This is a genomic window from Mesorhizobium sp. C089B, from assembly GCF_030323125.1.
Lineage (GTDB): Bacteria > Pseudomonadota > Alphaproteobacteria > Rhizobiales > Rhizobiaceae > Mesorhizobium.
In genome coordinates, this window is sequence record NZ_CP100469.1 from 5,617,289 (window position 1) to 5,639,643 (window position 22,355).

A 22,355-nucleotide genomic window follows, 5' to 3' on the forward strand; every position below is an offset into this window, starting at 1 on the left:
CCAATCACACAATTTGCGTCAGAGCCGATGGACCAGACGAGAATTGCCGGACTACTCGACGCGAGGCGACCGGAGTGCCACACCGAAGAACTGCCCGACCCATGTTGCGGCAGGCCGGGTCTGTGCATGATTTGATAGGACCATAGCAGGAGAACGCACCATATTTGCCCAACATTATGCCCGGCTCAGCACCGGCCAATGGCCGCAGCTGGAGAGGAGGTTCGACCAGCATGTGCTTGCCTGTGTGCTTTCACGTGCGCTCGAGGAGATCGAGGCCGGCGAGGCGACGGCGACGGAGGCAACCGGACTTTCGCGCGCCGAGTTGCGCGATGTCCTGGTCCGCTGTTTCCCTGCTTTTCCGATCAACGCGTTTGCCTTGGAAGAGGGGAGCGAGCCCGAGCCGGATCTGGAAGAAGAACTTCTGCGCGGACTGCTGCTGGCGCATGCCCGGCCCGACGACAAGGCAGGCGCCCGCTTCGCCAAGATCATCGCCCGGCGTGCCATGCGCAATGACCACCTCTGGCAAGACCTTGGCCTCTTTAGTCGAAGCGACCTCGGCCGCCTGCTCGCCTCGCATTTTCCGACGCTGGCGGCCGGCAACACCCAAAACATGAAATGGAAAAAATACTTTTACCGAAAGCTCTGCGAGGCCGAAGGTTTTTCGCTGTGCAGCTCCCCCAGTTGCCGGGACTGTAATGATTTCGAAAGCTGCTTCGGCCCGGAGGAAGGCGAAAGCCGGCTCACACGGACCAAGGACAACGCCCAGGATTGAGAGCCGCTTGCGTCAGTCGTACAGCGTCAGAGCTCGCGCCACGCCATATGTCTGTTGTCAAATCTCGACGGAGGCCTTGGGGGATTTGAATACTGTGCGCTCGCGATGCTCGCTTCGGCGGGTCGTCGTCATGGCAGGCGCGAGTCGAATGTTTGTTAGATGCCGCCACAACCTAAGCCGGCATCATCAATCGCTACAAGCGCAAGGAGTTGAAGGACACGTTGCGCGATCTTGAGCAGGCCGGACTTGGTGACCAGCTCGTTAGGTTTTCCAATTCATGAGTGGCTAGAGCGATGGCTGTACTGGCGTTCGATCTCGTTTATTTTTCCGGCCTGACGGCAGACCAACTGCTAGGCAGCGTCATCTCACTTCTGGCGTGTTTGCTCCTTTATAACGCTCTGGCTCCGGACCGAGTTAATCGATAGGTCGGCGGCCGCTCGGCGTCACTGCTAATGCCCTGATACGATTTTAGGAAACGGGGTCTGCAGTGTTTCTTCCGCTTCGGCGCCACATAGCTTTCAACCAGGCGAAATGCTCGACGTCGACAGTTACCAGCGGCCGTAGGTTGATGGTCACCGTGTTTGGCGCTCAGGACTTCCTCCGTGCTAGTCAATGGCGAGCATCGGAAGCGATTTTGCAGGTTTTGCGCAGACGGGATTCTGGCTCTGCCCGCCGGTCGGGTTCGTCAAAAGGTGCTAATATAGCGTTGTATGTCCGATCGGCGGTAGTAGCCGCTTACTGATCGCCGGACGGTCGATCCCTGAACCTTGTTGCACCCGCACCTGGGGTGCTTAGGGAATGATATTATCTGACAAATGGAAAAATCACGTAGGAGCCAAAGTAAAATTTTATTATATCTGACTCCTGAGAATTGCCAAGTAATGATCCAAGAACGCATCTTTCGCGGGCCGTTAGCTTGTTTTTAAACTCTAGTGCGTCAATATCGGGTCCGTAGATCCCAAAAATGTCCCATCCTTTGCAGGGCAACAAGGAGGCGTACTATGGCAAGAATTTTTGAAATTCTTATGGGCAGTCTGACTGCCGGATCTGTTCTCGCAATTCTTTGCATGCCAGCGACTGCAGCTGGAATTAATGTCGGAGGCGTCGGCGGGGTATCCGTCGGCAGCGGAGGCGCCAGCGCTAATGTGGGCGGCAACAGCGGCGCTACGGCTAGCGTATCCCTAGGCGGTTCTGGGGCAAATGCCGCAGCCTCCGTCGGCGACACTGGCGGAGCGACTGCTTCCATCGGCACTGGCAGCGCCAATGTCGGTGTCGTCACCGGGGTTGGTACCGACGTAAATGTCGGCGTTGGAACCAATCCAGCCGCCAACCCCAGCAACCCGACCGCTTCGAGCAACCCGAATCTGGCTAGCGTTGTCGGCGATATGTCGAACGCCCAGGTCACTCGGATGAAGAAGCGCTGCGTCGAAGTGCTTAGCAACGAAGACACCTATGATCGTGACCTGCGCCGGCTCTGCCTGCTGATCTCGCGCCGCTAACCAGCGACCCCTTTCCGACCTGTCGGGGCTGTCGACATGACACTCTCCAGTTCCGGCAGTGGAAGCCCGCCCGCCGAAAGGTTGGCGGGCTTTCACAGTCAGCGTTTTTCCATCCGCAGCAGCCAGGATGTTTAGGCACTTTCGCGTATGTAAACGTTGACAGTTAAGGCGCTTTCGCCTCGTAGGCAAGTTGTGTAACGCCTTGTTCTTGAACAAAAAATGTGAGAACGCCTAGTTGCTTAAGCGAAAAGCGCCTTACCGAGCGGATATCAAAAATAAACATTGTAGCGATCTTGCAACCGCCCGAGGCCGCTTTTACGCGTTCGGAGCAAGTCTAAGGCCGATAAGTCATCGTTTTGCTTATGTTTCTTCACGTCACGGCGGCGGTAGGTGTAGCCGGGAATGTCCTGCAAATGGAACGTATTGCCGGGAGGCGAGTAGCGGTAGATAAATCCGAATTGGTCGGTGATCCCGTTGACGCTCGTATAAGTGATCTCGCCATACAGATACATATGGAAGGGAACCCGCCCCTATGTGAGTATCGGACAGGAAAAGCTCATTCAGCACATTGTTTGTGATAGGGCCGCCGCGATCAAAAGCTGCAGGGCTAAGAGCATCGTCTGCCCCGAGCACCCGTTCAACGTCATTGATTTCTCCGGGATGGTAATGCGGAGTTGGCGGCAAGTTGCAAAGCCGGAGGCTCGCCCGAATCTCGTTTATGATGGCAGGAGTGCGTCCGAAATTCTTGATCGAGTATGCCGCTTCCGGAATTGGTCTTTTGTTGTCGGGCTTGTCAGCCCAATCGTGCGTCACCCCCACCAACGGTTTGGTGGCGGTGACGAACAAATACGGGCGCTCGATATCGAGCAAACGCCTTTTCGGCAATGTCGGCGCTGCGCTGGGTGTGCCTAGCAGCCTCTTTGGCGTAGTAAGCAGCGGCCATAGCAGCGGCGAGCGTGAAAGCACCCACGATAGCGCCAATGGTGGTCCAGTTCGCCGACTGTTGGGCAGCGTCGGCAGCCTTCCACTGGGCACACACATCGGAACTGCGATCATCGTGACCTGCTTGGCATGGGTTAGTGTAACTTGGGGGTTCATTTGCCTGTTGGACTGGCGGAGGACTCGCCGCAACAGGGTTGCCTATGGTCTCTTGATGCTGTTCGGAATGTTGGGGCTGGAGTGCTCTTGCGCTCGTCTGGCGGTAAAGCCGCCCCGAGTAAAACTACTCCGAAAGCCGCAATGAGGATGCCCCGATAGCGTCTCAGCATTGCAGTAAGAACGCAGCGCTAAAGCCCCCCCGGCTTATTTTGTTGTTCAAATTACGCTCGGTTTCGTGAATGTCCATAGTCGCCAATTTTTCGGCGAGTTGGGCATAGGTAACGCCCTTCCGCTTCAACTCTGACTTCAAAAGGTTCTTGGCTTTCGTCTCGTATTCGACGGTCTGCGGGTCGTCCTTGCCTGCCATAGCCTCGCCTCAAAAAATATCATCACAGTCGGTGGTACAGGCCCCTGTATTTGGCGATACAAGCCCCGCATATAACCGGATATGATGACAATGGCCCAACACTTCCTCCTTTCCGCCGAAAGCCGCTCCCTTTCTCTGAAAGAGATTTACAAGGGTGGCGAGGAAAAGGCTTACGACGCGTTCAAGGCTTCGACTCAAGGCGAGCCTGTTTGCCGGAAATGCGGGTGCCTGGATCATTACGACATTCCGACCCGTCGCAAGTTCAAGTGCGCCGCTTGCGGGGGCGCAGTTCTCGGTTACGAGCGGCACGATCTTCGCCTTGGCGCAAGCTGTCGTTTGTCGATCTGCTCGCCGCGATCTGCCTGTTTGTTAACGGCGCGAAGGGCATGTCGGCGGTCCAGTTCTCTCGCGATCTGGACGTGCAGTACAAGACCGCCTTTGTGCTGGCTCACAAGCTGCGCGAAGCCTGTCGGCTGAAACCAAGAACGAAACCCTTGAAGGCGAGGTCGAGATTGACGGCGCTTACTTTGGTGGCGTGGTGCGCGCCGAGGGCGCGCGCTTCTGCTACTGCGCGAACGCCTCTGGAGTCGATTTTTAGCAGCTCATTGGCGTGATCTTCAGTTCCTTCGCCACAAAGCCCGGCGGAGAAGAGTATGCTGCCTGGCCTATTCATTGGCCCAAGTCCGCTTGCCACGGCAGCTATCGTTGTCATTTTTACATCAGACGATCGTCTCGTGAGCAGTGGACCGCAAAGTTGCGAAGACGCAGTTGCCCTTTGCTTCTACTGTGCATAGAAGCCATTTGTGCGGGCAGGGGTACAAAAATGGGTGCGGTGCTGTGGGAATAAAATTCGAAAAGCTAAATAAACTGCGGGAGTCTCTACTAGAGGCAAATCACGATTTCCGCGCCAGCACCCAATTGTTCAATAGCTTGGATGTCGCAAAAATTGATCGCGAAATGGATCTTGAAGGTCGTGGAACGCAGCGAGGCGAGGCTAACCAGCCCCCGAAAACGGCCAAGAATTTCGACGATATAGAGCACACAGTTATCGAGAGGGTCGAGGACGAAAAGAAGGCCGCACATCACACACTCGAAGACAGCCTACAGCTACTCTCCGGCCGATTGGCTGGCCTCGACTTTGAAGAGCAGTTTGGTCTGATCCGTCAGGCGAACGCCGCCAGTGTTTCCGATTTCAAGGCCTCGATCGCGGTGGGCCTGGACGAACTTCACGGATTGCGCAAATCGCTCAACGATGCGGAGAAAGAACACGACTGGTTCAAACAGAAGCACGGGCTTGTCCGGGCTGTGAGGGTTCAACACGGAGCGGCCCATGTTTTCCGAGTGTCCCTGCTAATCTTCCTGTTCCTCATTGAAACGGCGATGAACGGAAATTTCCTCGCAAAGGGAAATGAACAGGGATTCTTTGGCGGGCTCCTCGAAGCCGCCGCTTTCTCGTTTTTGAACATCGGCGCCGCTCTGCTGTTCGCAATATTCTGTGCACGCCTGGTGACTCACAGATCGCTTTTTGTGAAGTTGATCGGCGCGCTGTCGATAGTGGCCTATATCGGCTTGGCATTGACCATAAACCTAGCGCTTGCGCATTACCGCGAGGTTAGCGGGTCCTTTGTGGACGGAGCCGGCGTCGAGGTCGTGCGCAGCATGCTCGCCAATCCGGCTGGCCTTATGGACGTGAAATCCTGGCTTCTGTTCGGCATTGGTGTCATGTTTTCGATCTTTGCGTTTATCGACGGCTGGTTCGTTCTCGACCCATACCCGGGCTATGCGGGTGTCGAAAACAGATTGGTGGCTCGCCGGGAAGACTACATCGAGCGCAAGAGCGAGCTCATCGAGGCTCTGCAAGAGGTGCGCGATGAGCACAACGAGAAGGTGGAGGACATCGTCAAGCGGCTGGGGAGCAGACGCAGGGAGCATCGAGCGATCATCGACCATCGGTCGAGGCTGCTGACGCTCTTTGTGCAGCATCAAGACCAGCTGGAGCGAGCCTGCAACCAGCTTCTCTCAAAGTACAGGGAGGCCAATTTCCAGGCCCGCACAGAGCCAGCGCCAAAACATTTTGCCACACCCTACAAACTTGAGCGCATAAAACCCCTGATATCGTCCGACGATGAATGGAGCGAGAAGGACCTGGGCGCCTCAATTCGTGACGCGCAGGAAGAACTCAACGCTCAAGTGCGGCTCATCGGGCTGGAATGCGAGCGCGGGATCGAACAGTACCGAGATCTCGACAAGCTTCATCCGGATAGCGTGAATGGCTAGGCGGGGTCGCAGAAGAAAGAAAGGCAGTGGCGGCACAATTGTCGCAGCAGCCGGATTGGCCATGCTGTCGGCTGTGATGCTGGCCGGTTTTGTTTGGATGTGGTCGAGATCCGGGAAGGACCAAATCGACATCAGCACGAATTGCCCACTGAACGGACCTGTGAGCCTGACAGCGGTCTTGATCGACGCCACCGACCCGATTTCGCCGATAACCATGGCGGATCTGAAGAATGAATTCCGCAAGACCATTGGGCGCGTCGAGTCTGGCGGCTATCTCAAGATATTGACGCTGGGCGCGAGGCCCGGCGACCTGACTGTGATGTTTGATGGATGCAATCCGGGCGACGGCTCGACGGTCGACAGCTGGACGAACAATCCGTCTCGGCGGCAGAAGAAATGGGAAGATGCGTTCGAGGACCCTTTGACGAACCTTCCCGACCAGATTCCCAATGGAGAATCCGCGAGCCAATCTCCGATCATGGCCGGAATTCAGAAAATCAAACTGTCGCTATTCGATAGCAGTTTGGCGAAAGAGAAGACCGCTAAGCGAATAATAGTCGCGTCAGATATGATCGAACATACGGCGCTGTACTCACAATATCGTTCGGGTCTCGATTATCAGAAGTACCTTGATAGCGCGGCTGACAGGACTTACGGGACATCGCTCGATGGCGTCGGGTTTACGATACTCTACGTCGATAGGGCGAAGAAGCCATTTGGCTCTTTCGAACATGCAGAGTTCTGGACCCGGTGGGTTCAAAGCCATCATGGTGATTTTGAGAAGCTGGTAGGGTTGGAGGGGTTAAACTAATGGCCAAGAAGCGAGGGGAGTCGTTCTTAGGACATCCGAGCCTGCCCCTTTTCGTCTTTGCGACGCTAACCCTGGGTGGCTGCGTGTTCATCGCAATAGCCAAGCTGTCGGGCGTAGACCCTATAATGGCGGCGAGCGCACCGGTGTGCCTGATGCTCATCTATCTTGCCGCGTCCGTCTTCACCGGCAAGCTACGGCTCCACGATGAGCAAACAGGCGACAATCTCTACTACATGGGTTTCCTGTTTACGTTGACGAGTCTCGGCGTATCGCTGTTTCAGTTTGGTTCCGAAGGATCCACCGACACAATCGTGAGGAACTTTGGTATCGCGGTGACGTCGACGATCACGGGCATTGCTTTGCGGATCTTTTACAATCAGATGCGCCGCGATCCTGCCGACATCGAACGGACGGTCAGGCACGAACTCGCGGATATGACGCGGCGTGTAAGAGCCGAGATGGAAAGTGTAACCAGGGAATTCGCTGACTTTCGCCGCGTAAGCAATCAGATGTTGGAGGAGGGTTTTGCCGAAATCGCCGTTCAAGCGGAGCGGAACGGAGAGCACATAAGATCGGCCCTGGATAAAATCGCGATGGAATCGATCAGACCAGTTCAAGAGGCCTCGGGAAAGCTCAGCAATGCTTTGAGCCACAATTTTGGGCAGATCGAAAGTCAGTTCTCGTCGATCGCACAGCGCGTCGAGGCGGCAGCCGATCTGCTCGACAAAGCCAACAGCTCAATGTCCTCTTCAGTTGGCAGACTGGGTGAACAGGCCGAAAGCGTAGCCACCAAGTTGGAGAAGGTTGTCGTCCCTGATGAGGTCCTTAAGAACGATCTGGCGCCGATGGTGAAACTTCTTGGCAGCGCGGTCGCTCAGTATGCTGTCAAAACAGAGACGGCTTCGCAGGAACAGCAAGCCCGCATGGCGGGCATCGTTGATGCTGTGGCTAAAGTGGCCGCAGGTGTGGAAAAGGCTGTGGCAGCCGCAGAGCAAACAGCGGAGAGCGTCCAAGCGCAACAACGCTTGACCCAGGCGCTTGCCGCAGTGGTGCAAAAGCAAAGCAAGGACACCGGAGACCTTGTCGCAACCTTGGCAGGAAGAACCCTTCACGCGCCGAGGCCTGTTCCCCCTCTCAACGCTCCTATCGCGATTGAACAGCCACTGGCAGATCTGGCCGCAAATGACACCGTCGAGAGCGCACCAATTCGGGTCGAGCGTGAGCCCCAACCAGACGCTTTCCAAACTCTGGGAAGCGAGCCTCCCGCCGAACGAACGGAACCGCCTAAGCGAACCAGTTGGTGGGGCAGGTGAGTGACGCTGGCGGGACTTCGGTCGCCTTCGAGCGCAAGGGTTTTGGCCGCGGTTTGATACTGGGCCTGACCATGGCCGAGACGATGCTGCTTTTGGTGTTCTGCCTGTTGCTAGCAGCCGGTGCTATCATCACGAAAAAGCAGAAAGAGACCGATGAGGCACTGCGAGCCACTCAATCAAACAAGGAAAACGTGCAGAGGCTCGAAGCCGAGAACAAGCGGCTTCTGGCTCAGATAAAAGCGGTGTTTCAGCCCACGAGGGGAGGAACCGTTCCCGACGAACAATGGCGCGAGCTGGTCCTGGCCAAGGATGCTGTTAAGTCGGTCAAGGAAGCAGGTATTTCTCTGGAGGAGGTCGTGCGAAATGCCCCTGTCGCGAAAGTCCTTGCGGACAACGACATAAGCGTTGATCAGACCAAGGCCATGATAGATGCGGCGAAGGTCTTGAGAGAATTTGGTTACGCCGGCACCGACAAAGGGCTGCAGGATCTGGCTGATGTGCTCAAGGAGGCTGCAGAGCCGACGCAAGCAGCAAAACCTCACGATTGGCCGCCGATCATCAGTCTCAGCGAATTGGATGGCTATAATTTCGATACCGGAAGCGCAGAGCTTTCGAATGCCTTCAAAACAAAGTTGCGCGATCTTGCGAAGACCATCGCCGGGACTGCGACCTCGTACGGTGTCGACGTGATTGAGGTAATTGGACACACGGACGAACAGGCAATGGCGGGCGAATCCTCCAACATGGACAAGGGGCTCCAACCGGTCCTGTCAGGGAAAGTGGAAATCGGCTCACTCCATCCCGCCGACAATGCCGGTCTTGGGCTGGCCCGCGCGATTTCAGTTACAAGTGTGCTCAGTGACATGCCCGCATTAAAGGGGTTTACGATTTTGCCGATGTCTGGTGGTCAGCTCATCCTGCCCGGCGATCATCTCACCGACGGAGCGCAGATTGGCGATGTACGGGCTCGAAGGCGCATCGAGATTAGGGTGAGGCAGCGATCAAAATTGGCGCCGGTTGGTGGCGCCAAGCCATGAATGGGGACGAGAGACTGGCGCCTTAGCCGGTACGGCAGTTGAGTTGGGGGGATTGGGCTATGGGGTTTTACGTTCGAAAATCGATCAGTGCGGGACCATTCCGCTTTAACTTTTCGTCCGGTGGGGTTGGCGCTTCCGTTGGCGTGAAGGGCCTCCGCATCGGCACTGGGCCAAGAGGTCACTACATCCACGCCGGCGTGGGTGGGCTCTACTATCGTGGCACTTTAGGCAAGGCCAGCGCGAAGAAGGTAGTCCAGCTCTCTCAGACCCCATCTGCGCCGCAACCCCGTCCACAATCCTCGCGCCCGGAATACGTCTCTGATGGCGTCGTGATGAGAGAAATCGAGTCCCGCGATGTGGTGGAAATGCGTCACGAGACATTGCCAATGTGCTCGATGAAATCAATGCCAGGCAATCGCAGACGCGGCTGTCCGTAGCACTCGCGGTTTTGTTCGGGATCGCAGGTTTCCTTGCGGGGACCAAGCTCGGAGGTGCCGCACCGGTGCTGGGCATCGGTGCCCTTTGTGCCGGGTATGCTCATTGGCAAATGGTTTGACAGTTACCGCCGGGTGAGCGTGCTCTATTACGATCTGGAAAAAGACGCGGAGGCCGCCCACGGGCGACTTGTCGGCGCGTTCGAAACTCTCACCGGCTGCGCAGGGAGATGGCATGTCGCTGCCGACGGCAAGATAGAGGATCTGACTGCTTGGAAGCGAAATGCCGGGGCCAGCATGCTGGTCGACAAAAAGCCCACGACACTTGAAAGCTCCTTGCCGAAGGTTGTACGCAGCAACGTTACTCCTCCTTCAATCCATATGGGTCGGCAGGTGCTCTTCTTCATGCCTGACCTAGTGCTGGTGAAGGACGGAAACCGATACGGCGCAGTCGGATATGCCGATCTGCAGACCCAATTCGCCCCGAGTAATTTTATCGAGACCGGCAAAGTTCCATCTGATGCGGAGATCGTGAGCTACACCTGGGCTCACCCAAACAAAAACGGCGGGCCTGACAAGCGCTTCAAAGACAATCGGCAGATCCCTGTATGCCGCTACGAAGCGTTGCGGTTTTCTAGCCCGTCCGGACTTAACGAGCTGGTGGAATTTTCCAAGACAAACGTCAGCCAGCCCTTTTGCCAGGCTCTATCGGCACTCGCGCAATTGCATCGAAGCTCCGACCGCCAATTCATAACGCTAAATGCGCACACTAGGGAGTGATGGTTGGGGATGGGCTCAAAGCGTGAGCCCAGGTCAGCAAACGCCTTCGCACGGAATCCCGTCGCTATCTCGATCCAACTTGCTCCCCCATGAGCAGTTGGCGAGATACCAACGTGCTTCTTCGCAAGATGAAATCTGCGTGCACAAGCGGCGAGGTTGGCATGAGTAGCTCTGTGCTATTTGGCGACGGCTGACAAGCCCAAGGGGGCTTTTGGCTGGGCTCGCAGATTCGGCATGTTGTTCGCGCCAATCCCAAGGGTTGTCAAACGTCCCAATCCAGATTCCAACCTTTGCGGTTTCAGCATTAGTTTGCTGTTGCGCATAGGCGCCGTGGCTATAGCGGGGCCAGTCCAAGGCTTGGCCATGTTCGACCATCCAGGACGCGACGCTGACACCGTCCGCGCGCCGACAATCACCGACGAAGCGACGGTACCGATCCCATGAAACAAATGTGCATTGGACAGGCTGAGAAGCCGCAAGGAAATTCGCCAATGCTTCGGCCGCCCGGCGCCCGCAGGGGTATTGATGTGCGCTAGCGTCATTGCAGTATTGGCGGCTTTCGGGTGCATCGATGCCGTTGAAGCGGACGCGCTGCCCGTGGATCTCTATCGTGTCTCCATCAATCACCGATGCTATGCCTACAATCGGCGCCCGTCTCGACCCGGCCGAGTTTGCTATATCGAGACCACGTAACTGGTCACCGGAGCCTGTAAAATAGTGGGTCGCGTAAGCAGCCAAGGCCACCACGATCACCAGGATCAGAGGCAAGCGCACATCTGGAGAGAAACGTCTGCGGACGATTGGTTCCGCGCCGCGCCTTGGTCGCGCGCGGCGACGATGAGAATAGCGATTGTTATTCAATTTCCGATCCTTTGCGAAACGCAAGCTGCATGATTTGTAACGTGCCTCTGCACCTTTCATAGGCGCCTTTTTCGCTGCGCTGGTTTGCCTTGTAGTTCGGCGCTTTGAACAATGGTGCCTTCGCAGATCAGCCCGAAGTCACGACTTTGTAGTTACCTTTTCCGTAAACACGACCATCTTTCCGCGCTGGAGCCTACAAGTTTTCTCGGAATGAAATTAGGAGGCCGATTCAAAAAGAAGTCGGCTTGTGCGCCAGTTGGTCGTGGCCGGCGAGGCGGATGCCAGAGCTGCCAACACCTCGTCCACACGTATGATGGCATTTTGTCCGAAAGGGAACCTAGAGATCAAGGTGGGGATGCGAAGTGTCCGGAACATTAAACAAACATCCGCAATTTTTCCACCAAGCCGCAGCGCTCACAATACTAAACGATTGAAGTGTTGGTGGCAGCCATTCGAGGTTGAAAAACCAGCATTTTATGTTGCGGACAGCCCTTGTCTAGGCTCTATGTGTCCAGCCTATCAGGGGGGTGTGAGTGTCGGAAGTTGAAAAATCGGTCTTCCAAAGCAATCTGCCTTTAAAGGAAAAGCTCGAGCGAGCCAGGATGGAATTGCTCGACCTTTCTGCTCGCAACCGACTTTTGAATGTGCCACGGTTTTCAAAGAGCGCGAAGACGATCGATATTGTCGACGAGAGGTCGTCTGAGATCTATCGATTGCTGGTGAGCGAAGGAAAGGCTTTTACCTTCCTGGCCGGCAAGCCGGATCGGCCGAAGGCAGGCCAGGTTGAAAGCAGCCCTCCAGACGAGGAAATCGACTATTCCCCCGTTGCTCTTGCTCAGCCTGAGGACGAAGGATTCGACGATAGAGGGGTATCTGCGCGACATTCTGACACCAAGCTTCAGACGAGGATGACCCCAACGGGGCTGCAGCGCCGGCTCCTTGATCTCTACCACGATGCCCGCACACTTGAGGAAGAGCAGGGCGTCAATATCCTCTTTCTGGCCCTTGGCATGCTGAAGTGGATTGACCCGAGCAACAAAGAAAACATCCGTCAGGCTCCTCTCATTTTGGTCCCGGTACGGCTGGAGCGAGGGGCCGCTGGAGAAAAGTTTCGGCTGCGAGCTCGTACGGAAGATCTTACCGCAAACCTCTCCTTGGAACTCTATCTCGACCGCATTCACAAGCTCGCCCTGCCGCGTTTTGAAGTAGGAGACGACTTCGACGTCTCGGCCTATCTCGATGCCGTTGCCGAAGCAGTGTCGACCAAAGAGGGTTGGCAGGTGCTTGCCGATGATATGGTGCTCGGCTTCTTCTCGTTCGCTAAGTTCTTGATGTACCGTGACCTGGATCCGGATCTCTGGCCGGATGGCGCAAAGATTATCGAACAACCGAAGATCCGCTCGCTTCTTTCAGATGGTTTCGAAACACGCGAACCGCTGATGTCGGACGACATTGCGATTGATCCGCATATCGCGCCTGCCGAAATGTTGCATATCGTCGACAGTGACAGTTCTCAGACGCTGGCGATCCATGATGCAAGAAAGGGTCGCGACCTCGTTATCCAAGGTCCTCCCGGGACAGGAAAATCGCAGACGATCGCAAACATTATCGGGTCGGCCGTTGCCGATGGAAAGACCGTGCTGTTCGTTGCGGAAAAAATGGCCGCACTTGAGGTCGTGAAGCGACGGCTTGACACTGCGGGGGTGGGGGACGCCTGCCTTGAGCTCCATAGCAACAAGGCAAACAAGCGCATGATGCTGGAGGAGTTGCGGCGCACCTGGCAACTCGGATCGCCTCGCGGACAGCTTGCTTCTTCCCTTACTGAACGCCTGCTGGAGGCTAGGGACAAACTCAATGCACATGCTACAAGGATGCATGTTCCATTTGGAACGTCCGAACTCACTCCATACCAGGTTCTTGGCCAGCTAACCCGACTAAGGCAGAACGGGCAAAAGCCAGTTGACATTGAACTTGAGGATGCCACCGCTTGGACGAATGACGGTGTCTCGCAACGTCGCAAACTTCTCGATGACGTGTCTCAGCGGATCAACGAGATCGGCTTGCCGATCCACCACCCATGGCGGGGAGTTGGCCTGGATGTCGTTCTACCAACGACCATTGAGAGGCTCGTCCCACGCATTGCGTCGTCGCTGGATCAAGCAAAGGCTCTGCACGCCAAACTGGCCGATATTGCTGAGCGGATCGAGGCGAAGCCTCCGCAAATCCTCAGCGACAGCGGCGAGGTAGAAGATCGCGCTGAGCTTCTCGCGTCCGCACCTGGACTTCCTGCCGAGGCGCTAGTCTCGCCGGTTTGGGATGAGCGTCCAAAGGACATTGCATCGCTTCTCTGGACAGGAACAGATTTCAACCGCAAATCCGAGGAACTGTCGGAGCAGTTGGTGGCGACGGCTATCGATACGCCAATTGAAGGTCTCGAGACAGAGCTTGCTAAGCTTCCTTCAGACTTTCCGAAAGATGGTTTCGTTCGTGCGCGCCAGCTAACCGTGTTGCTCCCACGCTTAAGAGAAGAAGCTGAGCGGCTAAATCAAGAACTGGGGTCTACCGTTTTACCGGACACGCTTGGAGGACTCCTCAGGTTAGTGATGACCGGCGAGAGAGTTGCGGCAGCCCCCGATGCGAGCCCTGAGGCATTCGCAGCCACAGTTTGGGACTCCGGGCTGGAACAGGCTGGTGACCTTGCCGACAGCGTAGCAACGCTAGAGACTGCTAGAGCCGAGCTTCAGGGCAAAGTTGTTGATGCCGCGTGGAGTACCAACGTGGCCGCGGCGCGGCAAGCGCTCGCCGAGCACACGGGAATATTGAAAGCATTGAATGGTGACTACCGTCGTGCCACTGCACTTGTGCGGACTATTTTGGTGGCCCCTAGCGCGCCTGCGGCGGAGATAGTGGGTCTCCTCGACATTCTAATGAAGGGCCAAGCGGCCGCAGCAAAAGTGCGCGAAGGCGACGCCTTTGGCGGTTCCGCCTTCGGAGCCGATTGGCGCGGTGAGAGATCGTCTTCGGCACCACTCCAGGCGTTAGTGGAGTGGATGCGCACGCTGAGGGGACTTGGCTCGGAACCGCGAATTATCGCCGGGCGGATGGCGGAGCGCTCTGAAGCGGGCGCGCGTGCGGTGCGAGTTCGTAAGGTGATCGACATCGGTCAGCCGATTATCGAGGGGTTTTGGAACGATTTAGGTCACCTTGCGTCATCCATGCAAGGTGACGTGGCTTCCCCCGAGCGGGCCTCGCTGCAACTGATGGAAGCGAAGGCAAGCACTGTAGCTCAAGCCGATGACGCGTCACGACAGGTGCTGACTCACGTTCCAGATCTGATCAGTGAGCGGGTGGAGATACTGCGCCGACTAGGCAGACTACAAGCGCTTGATCAAGAGATCGAGGACGGGGAAAGCCTTGGCAAGTTCGCATTCGGCTCGTCGTGGCTCGGTCGAGGATCCGATTGGGCCGCGCTCGCGCAAGCCGAACTTTGGCTGAGAGAAAATGGCTCAATCCGGCATTTGGCTGCGCGGTTGCCTGAAAGAAAAGAGATCGCAAACTTGGCGCGTTCAGCGCGTGAAGCGGTCCAAGCGGCAGCGCGGGAATTGAAGGCGCTTGCAGGGGATTTGAAAGCCGATGCTCCCTCCTTGTTTGGAGTAGACGATTTTCCAGACGTCGCGATAGTCGAGGTTGTTTCTCGACTGGAGGGGTGGCTCGATCATCAGGAACAGCTCTCGAAATGGGTTGCCTATGGAGAGCGATCCGAAACAGCCCGAAAGGCTGGACTGGGACAGTTGATAGACGGCCTGGCCGACGGCCAGATTACAACAGGATCGGCGCGATCAGTCTTCGATATGGCCTACTACGAACGGATGTTTCTAGCGATGGCGACCGATGAGCCGGAGCTGGCAAGGTTCGACGGGGAACTGCATTCCAGGGCTGTACGTGACTTCGCCGATCTGGACCGACAGAGGATCAAGGCCGGTGCCATCGAAGTTGTGACGGCTCATCACCGAAAAATTCCTTCAAGAGACGGCGGAGCTGGACCAGTCGGACTGCTTCGTTCTGAGATGGCGCGCAGACGGGGCCACATGCCTATCCGGCAGTTGATGCAGAAGGCAGGGCCTGCCATCCAGGCACTCAAGCCAGTGTTCATGATGAGCCCGCTTTCGGTGGCCCAATTCCTGTCGCCCGGCAGGATGTCCTTCGATCTTCTTGTGATGGACGAGGCGTCTCAGATACAGCCTGTGGACGCGCTTGGCTCGATCGCCAGGGCCAATCAGGTGGTCGTTGTTGGCGACGAACGCCAACTGCCACCCACGACATTCTTCGCGAAGGTGACAGGCTCGCAGTCTGAAGATGACGAGGGTGAGGGCGCGCAGGTCGCCGACATAGAAAGCATCCTCGGCCTGTTCACGGCCCGCGGCTTGCCGCAGCGTATGCTCCGCTGGCACTACCGTAGCCGTCACCAATCTCTGATCGCCGTATCGAACAGCCAGTTCTACGAGAACCGGCTTTTCATCGTGCCAAGCCCCTATACCCAAGAGGCAGGCATGGGGTTGCGGTTTCAGCATGTGCCAGAGGGGGTCTTCGATTCCGGTGGCACAGGAACCAATCCGGTAGAGGCGAGAGCAGTAGCCGAAGCGATCATCCGTCATGCGAAGGTGAACCCGCGAGAGACTCTAGGCGTTGCAACATTTTCGGTTAGCCAACGCCGCGCGATCCAGGATGAACTCGAAGGGCTGCGGCGACTAAATCCCGATACGGAGGAGTTCTTTCACGCGCACCCCAGCGAGCCATTCTTCGTCAAGAGCCTTGAAAATGTTCAAGGCGATGAGCGCGACGTGATCATGATCTCAGTGGGGTATGCCAAGAATGCGCAGGGGTACATGGCCATGCGTTTCGGCCCTCTTGGTGCGGAAGGCGGCGAGCGTCGGCTCAACGTCCTCATAAGCCGCGCCAAGCGCAGCTGCGAAGTATTCGCGTCCATCACAGACGAGGACATCGACCTGGAGCGTGGCAAAGGGAAAGGCATCTTCGCCTTCAAGCTCTTCTTGCACTACGCGAGAACAGGGCGAATTTCGCTTGCCCAGGCCACGGTTCGCGAAATGGATTCAATCTTTGAAGAGCAGGTAGCCAACGCGCTGATCGGAAAGGGTTACCAGGTTCATGCTCAGGTTGGCATTGCAGGCTTCTTCATCGATCTCGCGGTTGCTGATCCGGAGAGGCCAGGCCGCTATATTCTTGGCATCGAATGTGATGGCGCAGAATATCATTCATCGCGCTCGGCCCGAGATCGAGACCGGCTACGGCAGTCTGTTCTGGAAGACCATGGTTGGATAATCCATCGCATCTGGAACGCTGACTGGTTTCAGAGGCCACGCGAGCAGCTGGAGCGAACCATATTAGCGATTGAGGCTGCGAGAAAAGAGCTCGATGAGCGGGCCGAATTGGGGGTCCAGAGAAATCGTGCTGTAGCCGTGCAGGTTGTTACGGTCGACAGAGGCAACGTGACGGAAATCGGTCTCGAAAGCACAAAGGGATCCGAGATACCCAATCGAGCCTACGAAGAGGCCGAACTAAACCGACCGGGATCGTTCGAACTCCACGAGACCCCCAGCGGAATCATGGCCGGACTGGTCGAGCAGGTGGTGGCTATAGAAACACCAATCCATGTCGACGAAATAGTTTCGCGTATTCGGGGCGCGTGGGGTCTGCAGCGGGCCGGTGGCAGGATTCAGGATGCAATCGAGCGAGGGGTAGGCCTAGCGCAGAGAGGTGGTGCAGTAGCCCGTCGAGGCAGCTTCTGCTTCAAGCCAGGTGCTCCTGTTCGTCTCAGGGATCGCAGCGGCGTCGTGTCCGCTGGATTGCGCAAGCCCGAAATGATTGCGCAGGACGAAGTCGCCCAAGGCGCCATGGAAGTCGTGAAATCCAACCTCGGTGCGACGGAGGAAGAAATCGCAATAACCGTTGCGAGAATGCTGGGCTTCAAAGCCACAAGTGCCCAATTGCGGCAGTTGATTTCAGCTGGGGTCGCCGATTTGATTGCCAAGGGCTTGCTGCGGCCCCAAGACGGTTTGTTGGTGGCCGGCGAGTCCGCGAGCGAGGCATTAGCTGAAGTGTGACCGGGCATTGTAGAGCCCTCGTTGCAATCTCTGTTGAAGCTCGGAACACCTCTTTTGCTGGCGGAGGCCGAATGGCATTTCGATTCGTACATCTCGACTCGCCGCTGCGTTCGCTCGCGATGCGTAATCCCGATCTTGCCGGGCTCGTGGGCGACGCCAGCCGCCAGGCATTCGTTTCGATAGTGGATCTCTGCCTAGAGGAACGCGTGGATGCGTTGGTAATAGCCGGCGACCTATACGATGGTGATCAAACCTCGATGAAGACGGCGCGGTTCCTGGCAGCGCAGATGACACGCCTGCACCAGGCCGGCATCAGGGTTTTCAAGATCCGCGGCAATCATGACGCCCTGTCGCGGATTTCCAAACAGCTGGTGTTTCCTGACACCGTGACCATTTTTGGCGGTCGTGCTCAGTCGGTATTGCAGACAGCCGGCGGTGTGGACGTCGTTTTCCATGGTTTGAGCTTTGCGAACCCTAAGGCGCCGGACAGCCTGCTGCCCAAATATCCGGCTGCTCGCGAAGGAGCCGTCAATATTGGCATCATGCATACCAGTCTGGCCGGATCGCCCGGTCACGACGTTTACGCGCCCTGCAGCATCGCTGACCTGCACGCCCACGGTTTCGACTATTGGGGGCTTGGCCACATTCATCTTCGCCAAGTCCATTCCGGCGCAAGCACGGTGGTGATGCCGGGAATACCGCAGGGGAGGGATATCAACGAGGCCGGCGAGAAATCAGTCACCCTTGTGACGGTGCGAGACGACCGTTCGGTGGAGATCGAGGAAAGGCTGACCTGCGTTGCGCAGTTCGAAAGGGTCAGCGTCGACCTTACGGGAGCAGTGGAGTGGTCCGAGGCCGTCGCGCGTGTTCGAAACGCACTCGAAGAGATGCGGGCCGCCGTCCGGTCGCGTCATGCTGTGGCCCGCGTTGGCCTAACAGGAACATCACCATTGTTATGGGCGCTGATCCGCGACAGAGATCTCCTTCTTGCCGAAGCCGAACAGGCTGCGGAACAGCTAGGCCATACGTGGGTGGAGAAGCTCGAGCTTGACCTCGCGCCACCTCGGGCGGAGACGGCCGAGGATATTGCTGATCCGATTTTCGAACTCGAGCAATCCATGCGCGCCGATGCCACCTCGGATGCCTTCCGCGCCGAGGCGAGGGCGTTCGTCCAAAGGATGGTCGCCGACCTTCCGGCCGACGGACGGGATTTTGCTGGGAAGGACGAAGCCGGGCTGGAACGGTTCCTCGATCAGGTGCTTTCCAAGGGCGCAGACTTGGTGACTTCCCGCCTTAAGTCCGGTGGAGCGTCATGAGGCTGCAGCGCCTTGACCTCATTCGCTATGGAAAGTTCACCGATGGTACGATCGACTTCGGACCCAAACCGGAATCCGGACCTGATCTGCATATCGTGTTTGGCCTGAATGAGGCCGGCAAATCGACAGCGCTTTCCGCCTATCTAGATTTGCTGTTCGGCATCGAGGAACGGAGCCGCTACAACTTCCTGCATGAGTACAGCGCCATGCGCATCGGTGGGGTTCTGGAACTGGCCGGCTCCGAGCACACGTTCACGCGTACGAAACAGCGTACTAATTCGCTATTGAACGCGACGGGCCAATCGATGAGCGAGGTGGCGATCACGGCGCATCTCGCCGGACTGTCGCGTGACGCTTACACGACTATGTTTTCACTCGATGACGAGACGCTGGAAGCCGGCGGAAAATCGATCCTGGAATCGCGGGGCGACCTCGGCAAGCTCCTCTTCACGGCCAGCGCCGGTCTTGGGAACGCAAGCGATACGTTGAACGCCCTCGAGGCCGAAGCAGACGCGCTGTATCGGAAGCAGGCGCATGGCACCGAACTGGCGCTGCTGAAGAAGCGCCTTGTTGACGTGAAGTCGCGCAGGGATGCGATCGACACACTTGCATCGACCTATGAGGGACTGGAGGCCGAACGTCTCGATGCATCGCAGCAGTACGGCCGAACCATCAGCGATCGGGCCGTGCTGGTGGCCAGGCTGGATACCATTGCTCGTTACGTACGTGCTGCGCCGATGCTGGCGGATATGCGCCGCAAGATTGCCCGGCTGGATCAGCTGCCGGACATCACCTCCCCAGCCCGGACATGGACGGGAAGTGTCACCGAACTAATCGATGACGATGCCAGCCTCAGAACGCGACTGTCCGCAAACATCGATGAGGTCGAGCGGCTGTCGGCAAAAGTCACTGCGGTCGACGAGGACGAACGGATCCTGTCGATTTCCGAACGCATTCGCAGCCTGGCGGAGGGCAAGGTGCGCCATACCGCGGCTGGCTTTGACTTGCCCACTCGCAGGATGGGGCTGCAAATCCTCAACAACACCGTGGCAAGCTGCCTTGCCGCCTTGGGCCGGTCTTCCGAGCCGGATCCTGCCGCACTGCTTCTGCCTACCGTCACAGTTGGCGTCGTTCGCGCTATGGTCGAGCAGAGGTCCGGTATTGCTACGGGCGCGCGCGCCGCCCGCGACGAGGCGGCGGCAGCACTCGATGCGTTGCAGGTGGCAAGGCAGCGGGTCGGCGAGGAAAGGGCGGTGCCCGAACCCGCCAGGGCAAGGCTGGGCTCGGCTTTGTCGAAAGCGCGAGCAAGCGGACACAAGGCAGAGATCAAGACGGCTCGCGAGGCGGGAGATGCGGGAACAATCCGATGGAAGGCATCGCTGGCTCGCTTGCGTCCATGGAACGGAGATGCCCTCGCTCTCGTCAACGTTGCGGTTCCGAGCGCCGGGCAGATTGCCGCCTGGAAGACAGTAGCGTCAGTACTGGCAAGGAACACCGCGGTACTTGCCGAACGCCTCGCCGAATACGAGGGCCACCATGCAATGCTCGCCGCACGATTGGATGCCCTTCGAGCCTCGGTCGACGTTGTCGACGATGAAGCGGCTGCCGCCATCCGCCGTCTCCGCGATGATGCGTGGGCAACGCACCGCGCAGTGTTGACTGGTGACACCGCTGACGATTTCGCCGTGGCACTGACGCGCGATGACGTTGCCAGCGCAGGCCGGCTGGCCGGCGCGGCGGATCTGGCCGAGATCCGGGCAATGACGCGTGCCCTGGCCGAGGCCACGGCCAACCTGTCACGAAACGGCATCCAAAGCCAACAGCTCGTCAAGGATGCGGATACCCAATTGTTGGAAATCCGTGTGGCCGCCAGCGACCTCCTCGGAGAAGCCCTGGAACCTTCGTCTGAGCGCCTGATCGAAAGGATCGAGGATCAGATCGAGGCGCGCAGCGATGCGCTCGCTGCCTGGGAGCAGATCGAACTTGCTCGCTTGAAAGCCGAGCGAGCCGCTGACGCCGGCCAGCAGATACACTTGGAAATGAGAGCGGCGCTGGAAAGTGTCGGCATAGTATCAGAGCCCGGCGACACCCTCGAAGCAATCATGGCCACCGCGGAGCTGTTTCTGGACCGGCAGCGCAAGGTGGACGCCGAGTATGCCGAGGCGCTCAGGATGGTGAGTTCCAAAGAAGAGGATCTAGCTGCCCGACGGGTTGCGGTAGGGGTGGCGGAGCGTCGCGAGGAGGAATGGCTGGCCGGCATTACCGAAGCGCTCAAGGGAACGTGGCTCGAAAGCGGTCTGTCCGCGTCAGGCGTTGGCGCTGTGCTCGATCAATTGGCCGAACTGTCAAGAAGCCTGCAGGAGCGGGAGGATCTGCAGCTGCGTATCGACAAGATGGAGGCCGACAGGGCCAATTTTCTGGTCGAGGTCATCGCCGTTGCGGTCGAAGCCGACGAGCCGACGAAGGATGGCGAGCCGGAGCAGTTGGCCACCCGCCTTGCCGAGCGCCTGGAGCGTGCCGAGCGGACACGTGAAACGAAGGCAAGCCTCGGCAACGAGCTGAAGCGCCTCAAGGAGGCGCGCGAAATCCTCGACACCGAGATTTCGGCACACGAACGCCGCAAGAATGAAGTGCTGGGCGTCTTTGGCGTCGCCACTCTGTCCGAGGTAGTCGAACGCGACGAGCTGCTGCGTGAGCGCGACGGCTTGCGCACTACCGTCGCCGAACTTGAGGAACGGGTAGTGGCGGAACTCGCAGTCGATGGATTCGACCAGGCACGCTCGATCCTGGAAGCGATCGATTTCGACAGCCTCGCGGTCGAGAAGGCTGAGGGCGAGCAGCGGCTTCGCCAGTTCGTTGAAATCATCCAGCAACAGCTGATCCGACAGACCCGCGCGGCAGACAAGTTGGACGCCATCGGCGGTGACAGCGCGGTTGCCCGCCTGGATGCCGAACGGCGCACAACCCTGTTGGAAATCGAGGAGAAGGCCGTTCGCTACATTGAGCTGAAACTTGGTATCATGTCGGCTGGAAATGCTTTGCGGATCTACCGTGAGAACCACCGTTCGGGGATGATGGCGCGTGCATCAGACGCATTCAAGCTAATGACCCGTGGGCAGTATTCAGGCCTTACAACCCAGCCCGTCAAAGGCGAGGAGGTTCTCATCGCGGTGCAGCGCGACGGGCAATCCAAGCTCGCTGAAGCGCTTTCGAAGGGCGCGCGCTTTCAGCTCTACCTAGCACTGAGGCTCGCCGGTTATTACGAGTTCGCCCAATTCCGGCCCTCGGTTCCCTTCATCGCCGACGACATCATGGAAACCTTTGACCATATTCGCTCGGAGGAAGTTTTTAGATTGTTTGGGGAGATGGCGAACACAGGTCAGGTCATCTATCTCACGCACCACAAGCACCTATGTGAAATCGCCAAGGCTGTTGTGCCACAATCTACCATTCACCAGCTGGATTAGGCTCGATTAGAATTCGCGTCAAAACGGTTCAACTAACCAACTCGGCTGACATAGGAACCTTCGATCAAATCCATCATGACGTCCCATAGAGGCTGAGAAATGCCTATTTTGTTCTGCAATGTTGCGTGGATGAACGACTACTCCGGGCGGAGCGCGGATGACCCGCCTCTCGGTGGCGGGGCATTTCGAGTAAGCAGGGTT

At 57.6% G+C, this 22,355-nt stretch carries 14 protein-coding genes and 1 pseudogene; 12 read left to right on the plus strand and 3 right to left on the minus strand.

What is annotated here, in order from left to right:
- The first annotated feature begins 160 nt into the window (after nucleotides 1-160).
- Together NLY44_RS27625 and NLY44_RS27630 are read left to right on the plus strand one after the other, a co-directional pair.
- On the plus strand, nucleotides 161-772 hold the full coding sequence (locus NLY44_RS27625; protein WP_023806333.1) for a nitrogen fixation protein NifQ: 612 nt from the start codon (nucleotides 161-163) through the stop codon (nucleotides 770-772).
- Nucleotides 773-1,773: 1,001 nt separating this feature from the next.
- Nucleotides 1,774-2,271, plus strand: a complete 498-nt coding sequence (locus NLY44_RS27630; protein ID WP_031356183.1) for a hypothetical protein — start codon at nucleotides 1,774-1,776, stop codon at nucleotides 2,269-2,271.
- 269 nt (nucleotides 2,272-2,540) lie between these two features.
- On the opposite strand, the gene NLY44_RS27635 is transcribed toward NLY44_RS27630, so the two are convergent.
- The gene (locus NLY44_RS27635; protein ID WP_023806332.1) at nucleotides 2,541-2,783 is read right to left on the minus strand and encodes a hypothetical protein; all 243 of its coding nucleotides are present in this window, start codon (nucleotides 2,781-2,783) and stop codon (nucleotides 2,541-2,543) included.
- A 749-nt stretch (nucleotides 2,784-3,532) separates the two neighbouring features.
- Complete coding sequence (locus NLY44_RS27640; RefSeq protein WP_023822625.1) at nucleotides 3,533-3,736, minus strand: DUF6471 domain-containing protein; 204 nt, start codon at nucleotides 3,734-3,736, stop codon at nucleotides 3,533-3,535.
- Nucleotides 3,737-3,826: 90 nt separating this feature from the next.
- Between NLY44_RS27640 and NLY44_RS27645 the strand changes: the two are divergent.
- From NLY44_RS27645 to NLY44_RS27670, 7 genes and pseudogenes are all read left to right on the plus strand, one after another.
- Nucleotides 3,827-4,295 (plus strand): annotated as a pseudogene (locus NLY44_RS27645) (IS1595 family transposase); the annotation flags it as partial.
- Nucleotides 4,296-4,579: 284 nt separating this feature from the next.
- Complete coding sequence (locus tag NLY44_RS27650) at nucleotides 4,580-6,013, plus strand: hypothetical protein (RefSeq protein WP_023806330.1); 1,434 nt, start codon at nucleotides 4,580-4,582, stop codon at nucleotides 6,011-6,013.
- Entirely contained in the window at nucleotides 6,006-6,824 is an 819-nt protein-coding gene (locus NLY44_RS27655) for a hypothetical protein (RefSeq protein WP_023806329.1), read from the plus strand. The genes NLY44_RS27650 and NLY44_RS27655 overlap by 8 nt, the downstream gene beginning before the upstream one ends.
- Nucleotides 6,824-8,137, plus strand: coding sequence for a methyl-accepting chemotaxis protein (locus tag NLY44_RS27660; RefSeq protein ID WP_023806328.1), 1,314 nt, complete (start codon nucleotides 6,824-6,826; stop codon nucleotides 8,135-8,137). The genes NLY44_RS27655 and NLY44_RS27660 overlap by 1 nt, the downstream gene beginning before the upstream one ends.
- Entirely contained in the window at nucleotides 8,134-9,174 is a 1,041-nt protein-coding gene (locus NLY44_RS27665) for an OmpA family protein (protein WP_031198812.1), read from the plus strand. Before NLY44_RS27660 ends, NLY44_RS27665 begins: the two co-directional genes overlap by 4 nt.
- A gap of 59 nt (nucleotides 9,175-9,233) precedes the next feature.
- Nucleotides 9,234-9,611, plus strand: a complete 378-nt coding sequence (locus tag NLY44_RS33055; RefSeq protein ID WP_084013055.1) for a DUF4236 domain-containing protein — start codon at nucleotides 9,234-9,236, stop codon at nucleotides 9,609-9,611.
- A gap of 87 nt (nucleotides 9,612-9,698) precedes the next feature.
- The gene (locus NLY44_RS27670; protein WP_156941047.1) at nucleotides 9,699-10,388 is read left to right on the plus strand and encodes a nucleotide-binding protein; all 690 of its coding nucleotides are present in this window, start codon (nucleotides 9,699-9,701) and stop codon (nucleotides 10,386-10,388) included.
- Between the two features lie 33 nt (nucleotides 10,389-10,421).
- Here the strand turns inward: NLY44_RS27670 and NLY44_RS27675 are convergent, their stop codons facing one another.
- Nucleotides 10,422-11,309 carry a thermonuclease family protein gene (locus NLY44_RS27675; protein ID WP_084013054.1) on the minus strand — a complete coding sequence of 296 codons (888 nt, stop codon included), beginning with the start codon at nucleotides 11,307-11,309 and terminating at the stop codon, nucleotides 10,422-10,424.
- 473 nt (nucleotides 11,310-11,782) lie between these two features.
- On the opposite strand from NLY44_RS27675, the gene NLY44_RS27680 reads away from it, so the two are divergent.
- The 3 genes from NLY44_RS27680 to NLY44_RS27690 all read left to right on the plus strand — a co-directional run bounded on the left by NLY44_RS27680 (nucleotide 11,783) and on the right by NLY44_RS27690 (nucleotide 22,154).
- On the plus strand, nucleotides 11,783-17,371 hold the full coding sequence (locus tag NLY44_RS27680) for a DUF3320 domain-containing protein (protein ID WP_031356182.1): 5,589 nt from the start codon (nucleotides 11,783-11,785) through the stop codon (nucleotides 17,369-17,371).
- A gap of 71 nt (nucleotides 17,372-17,442) precedes the next feature.
- Nucleotides 17,443-18,687 carry a metallophosphoesterase family protein gene (locus tag NLY44_RS27685; protein ID WP_023806323.1) on the plus strand — a complete coding sequence of 415 codons (1,245 nt, stop codon included), beginning with the start codon at nucleotides 17,443-17,445 and terminating at the stop codon, nucleotides 18,685-18,687.
- A complete protein-coding gene (locus NLY44_RS27690; RefSeq protein ID WP_023806322.1) occupies nucleotides 18,684-22,154 on the plus strand; it encodes an AAA family ATPase in 3,471 nt (1,156 codons plus the stop codon). Before NLY44_RS27685 ends, NLY44_RS27690 begins: the two co-directional genes overlap by 4 nt.
- The last annotated feature ends 201 nt before the right edge of the window (nucleotides 22,155-22,355 follow it).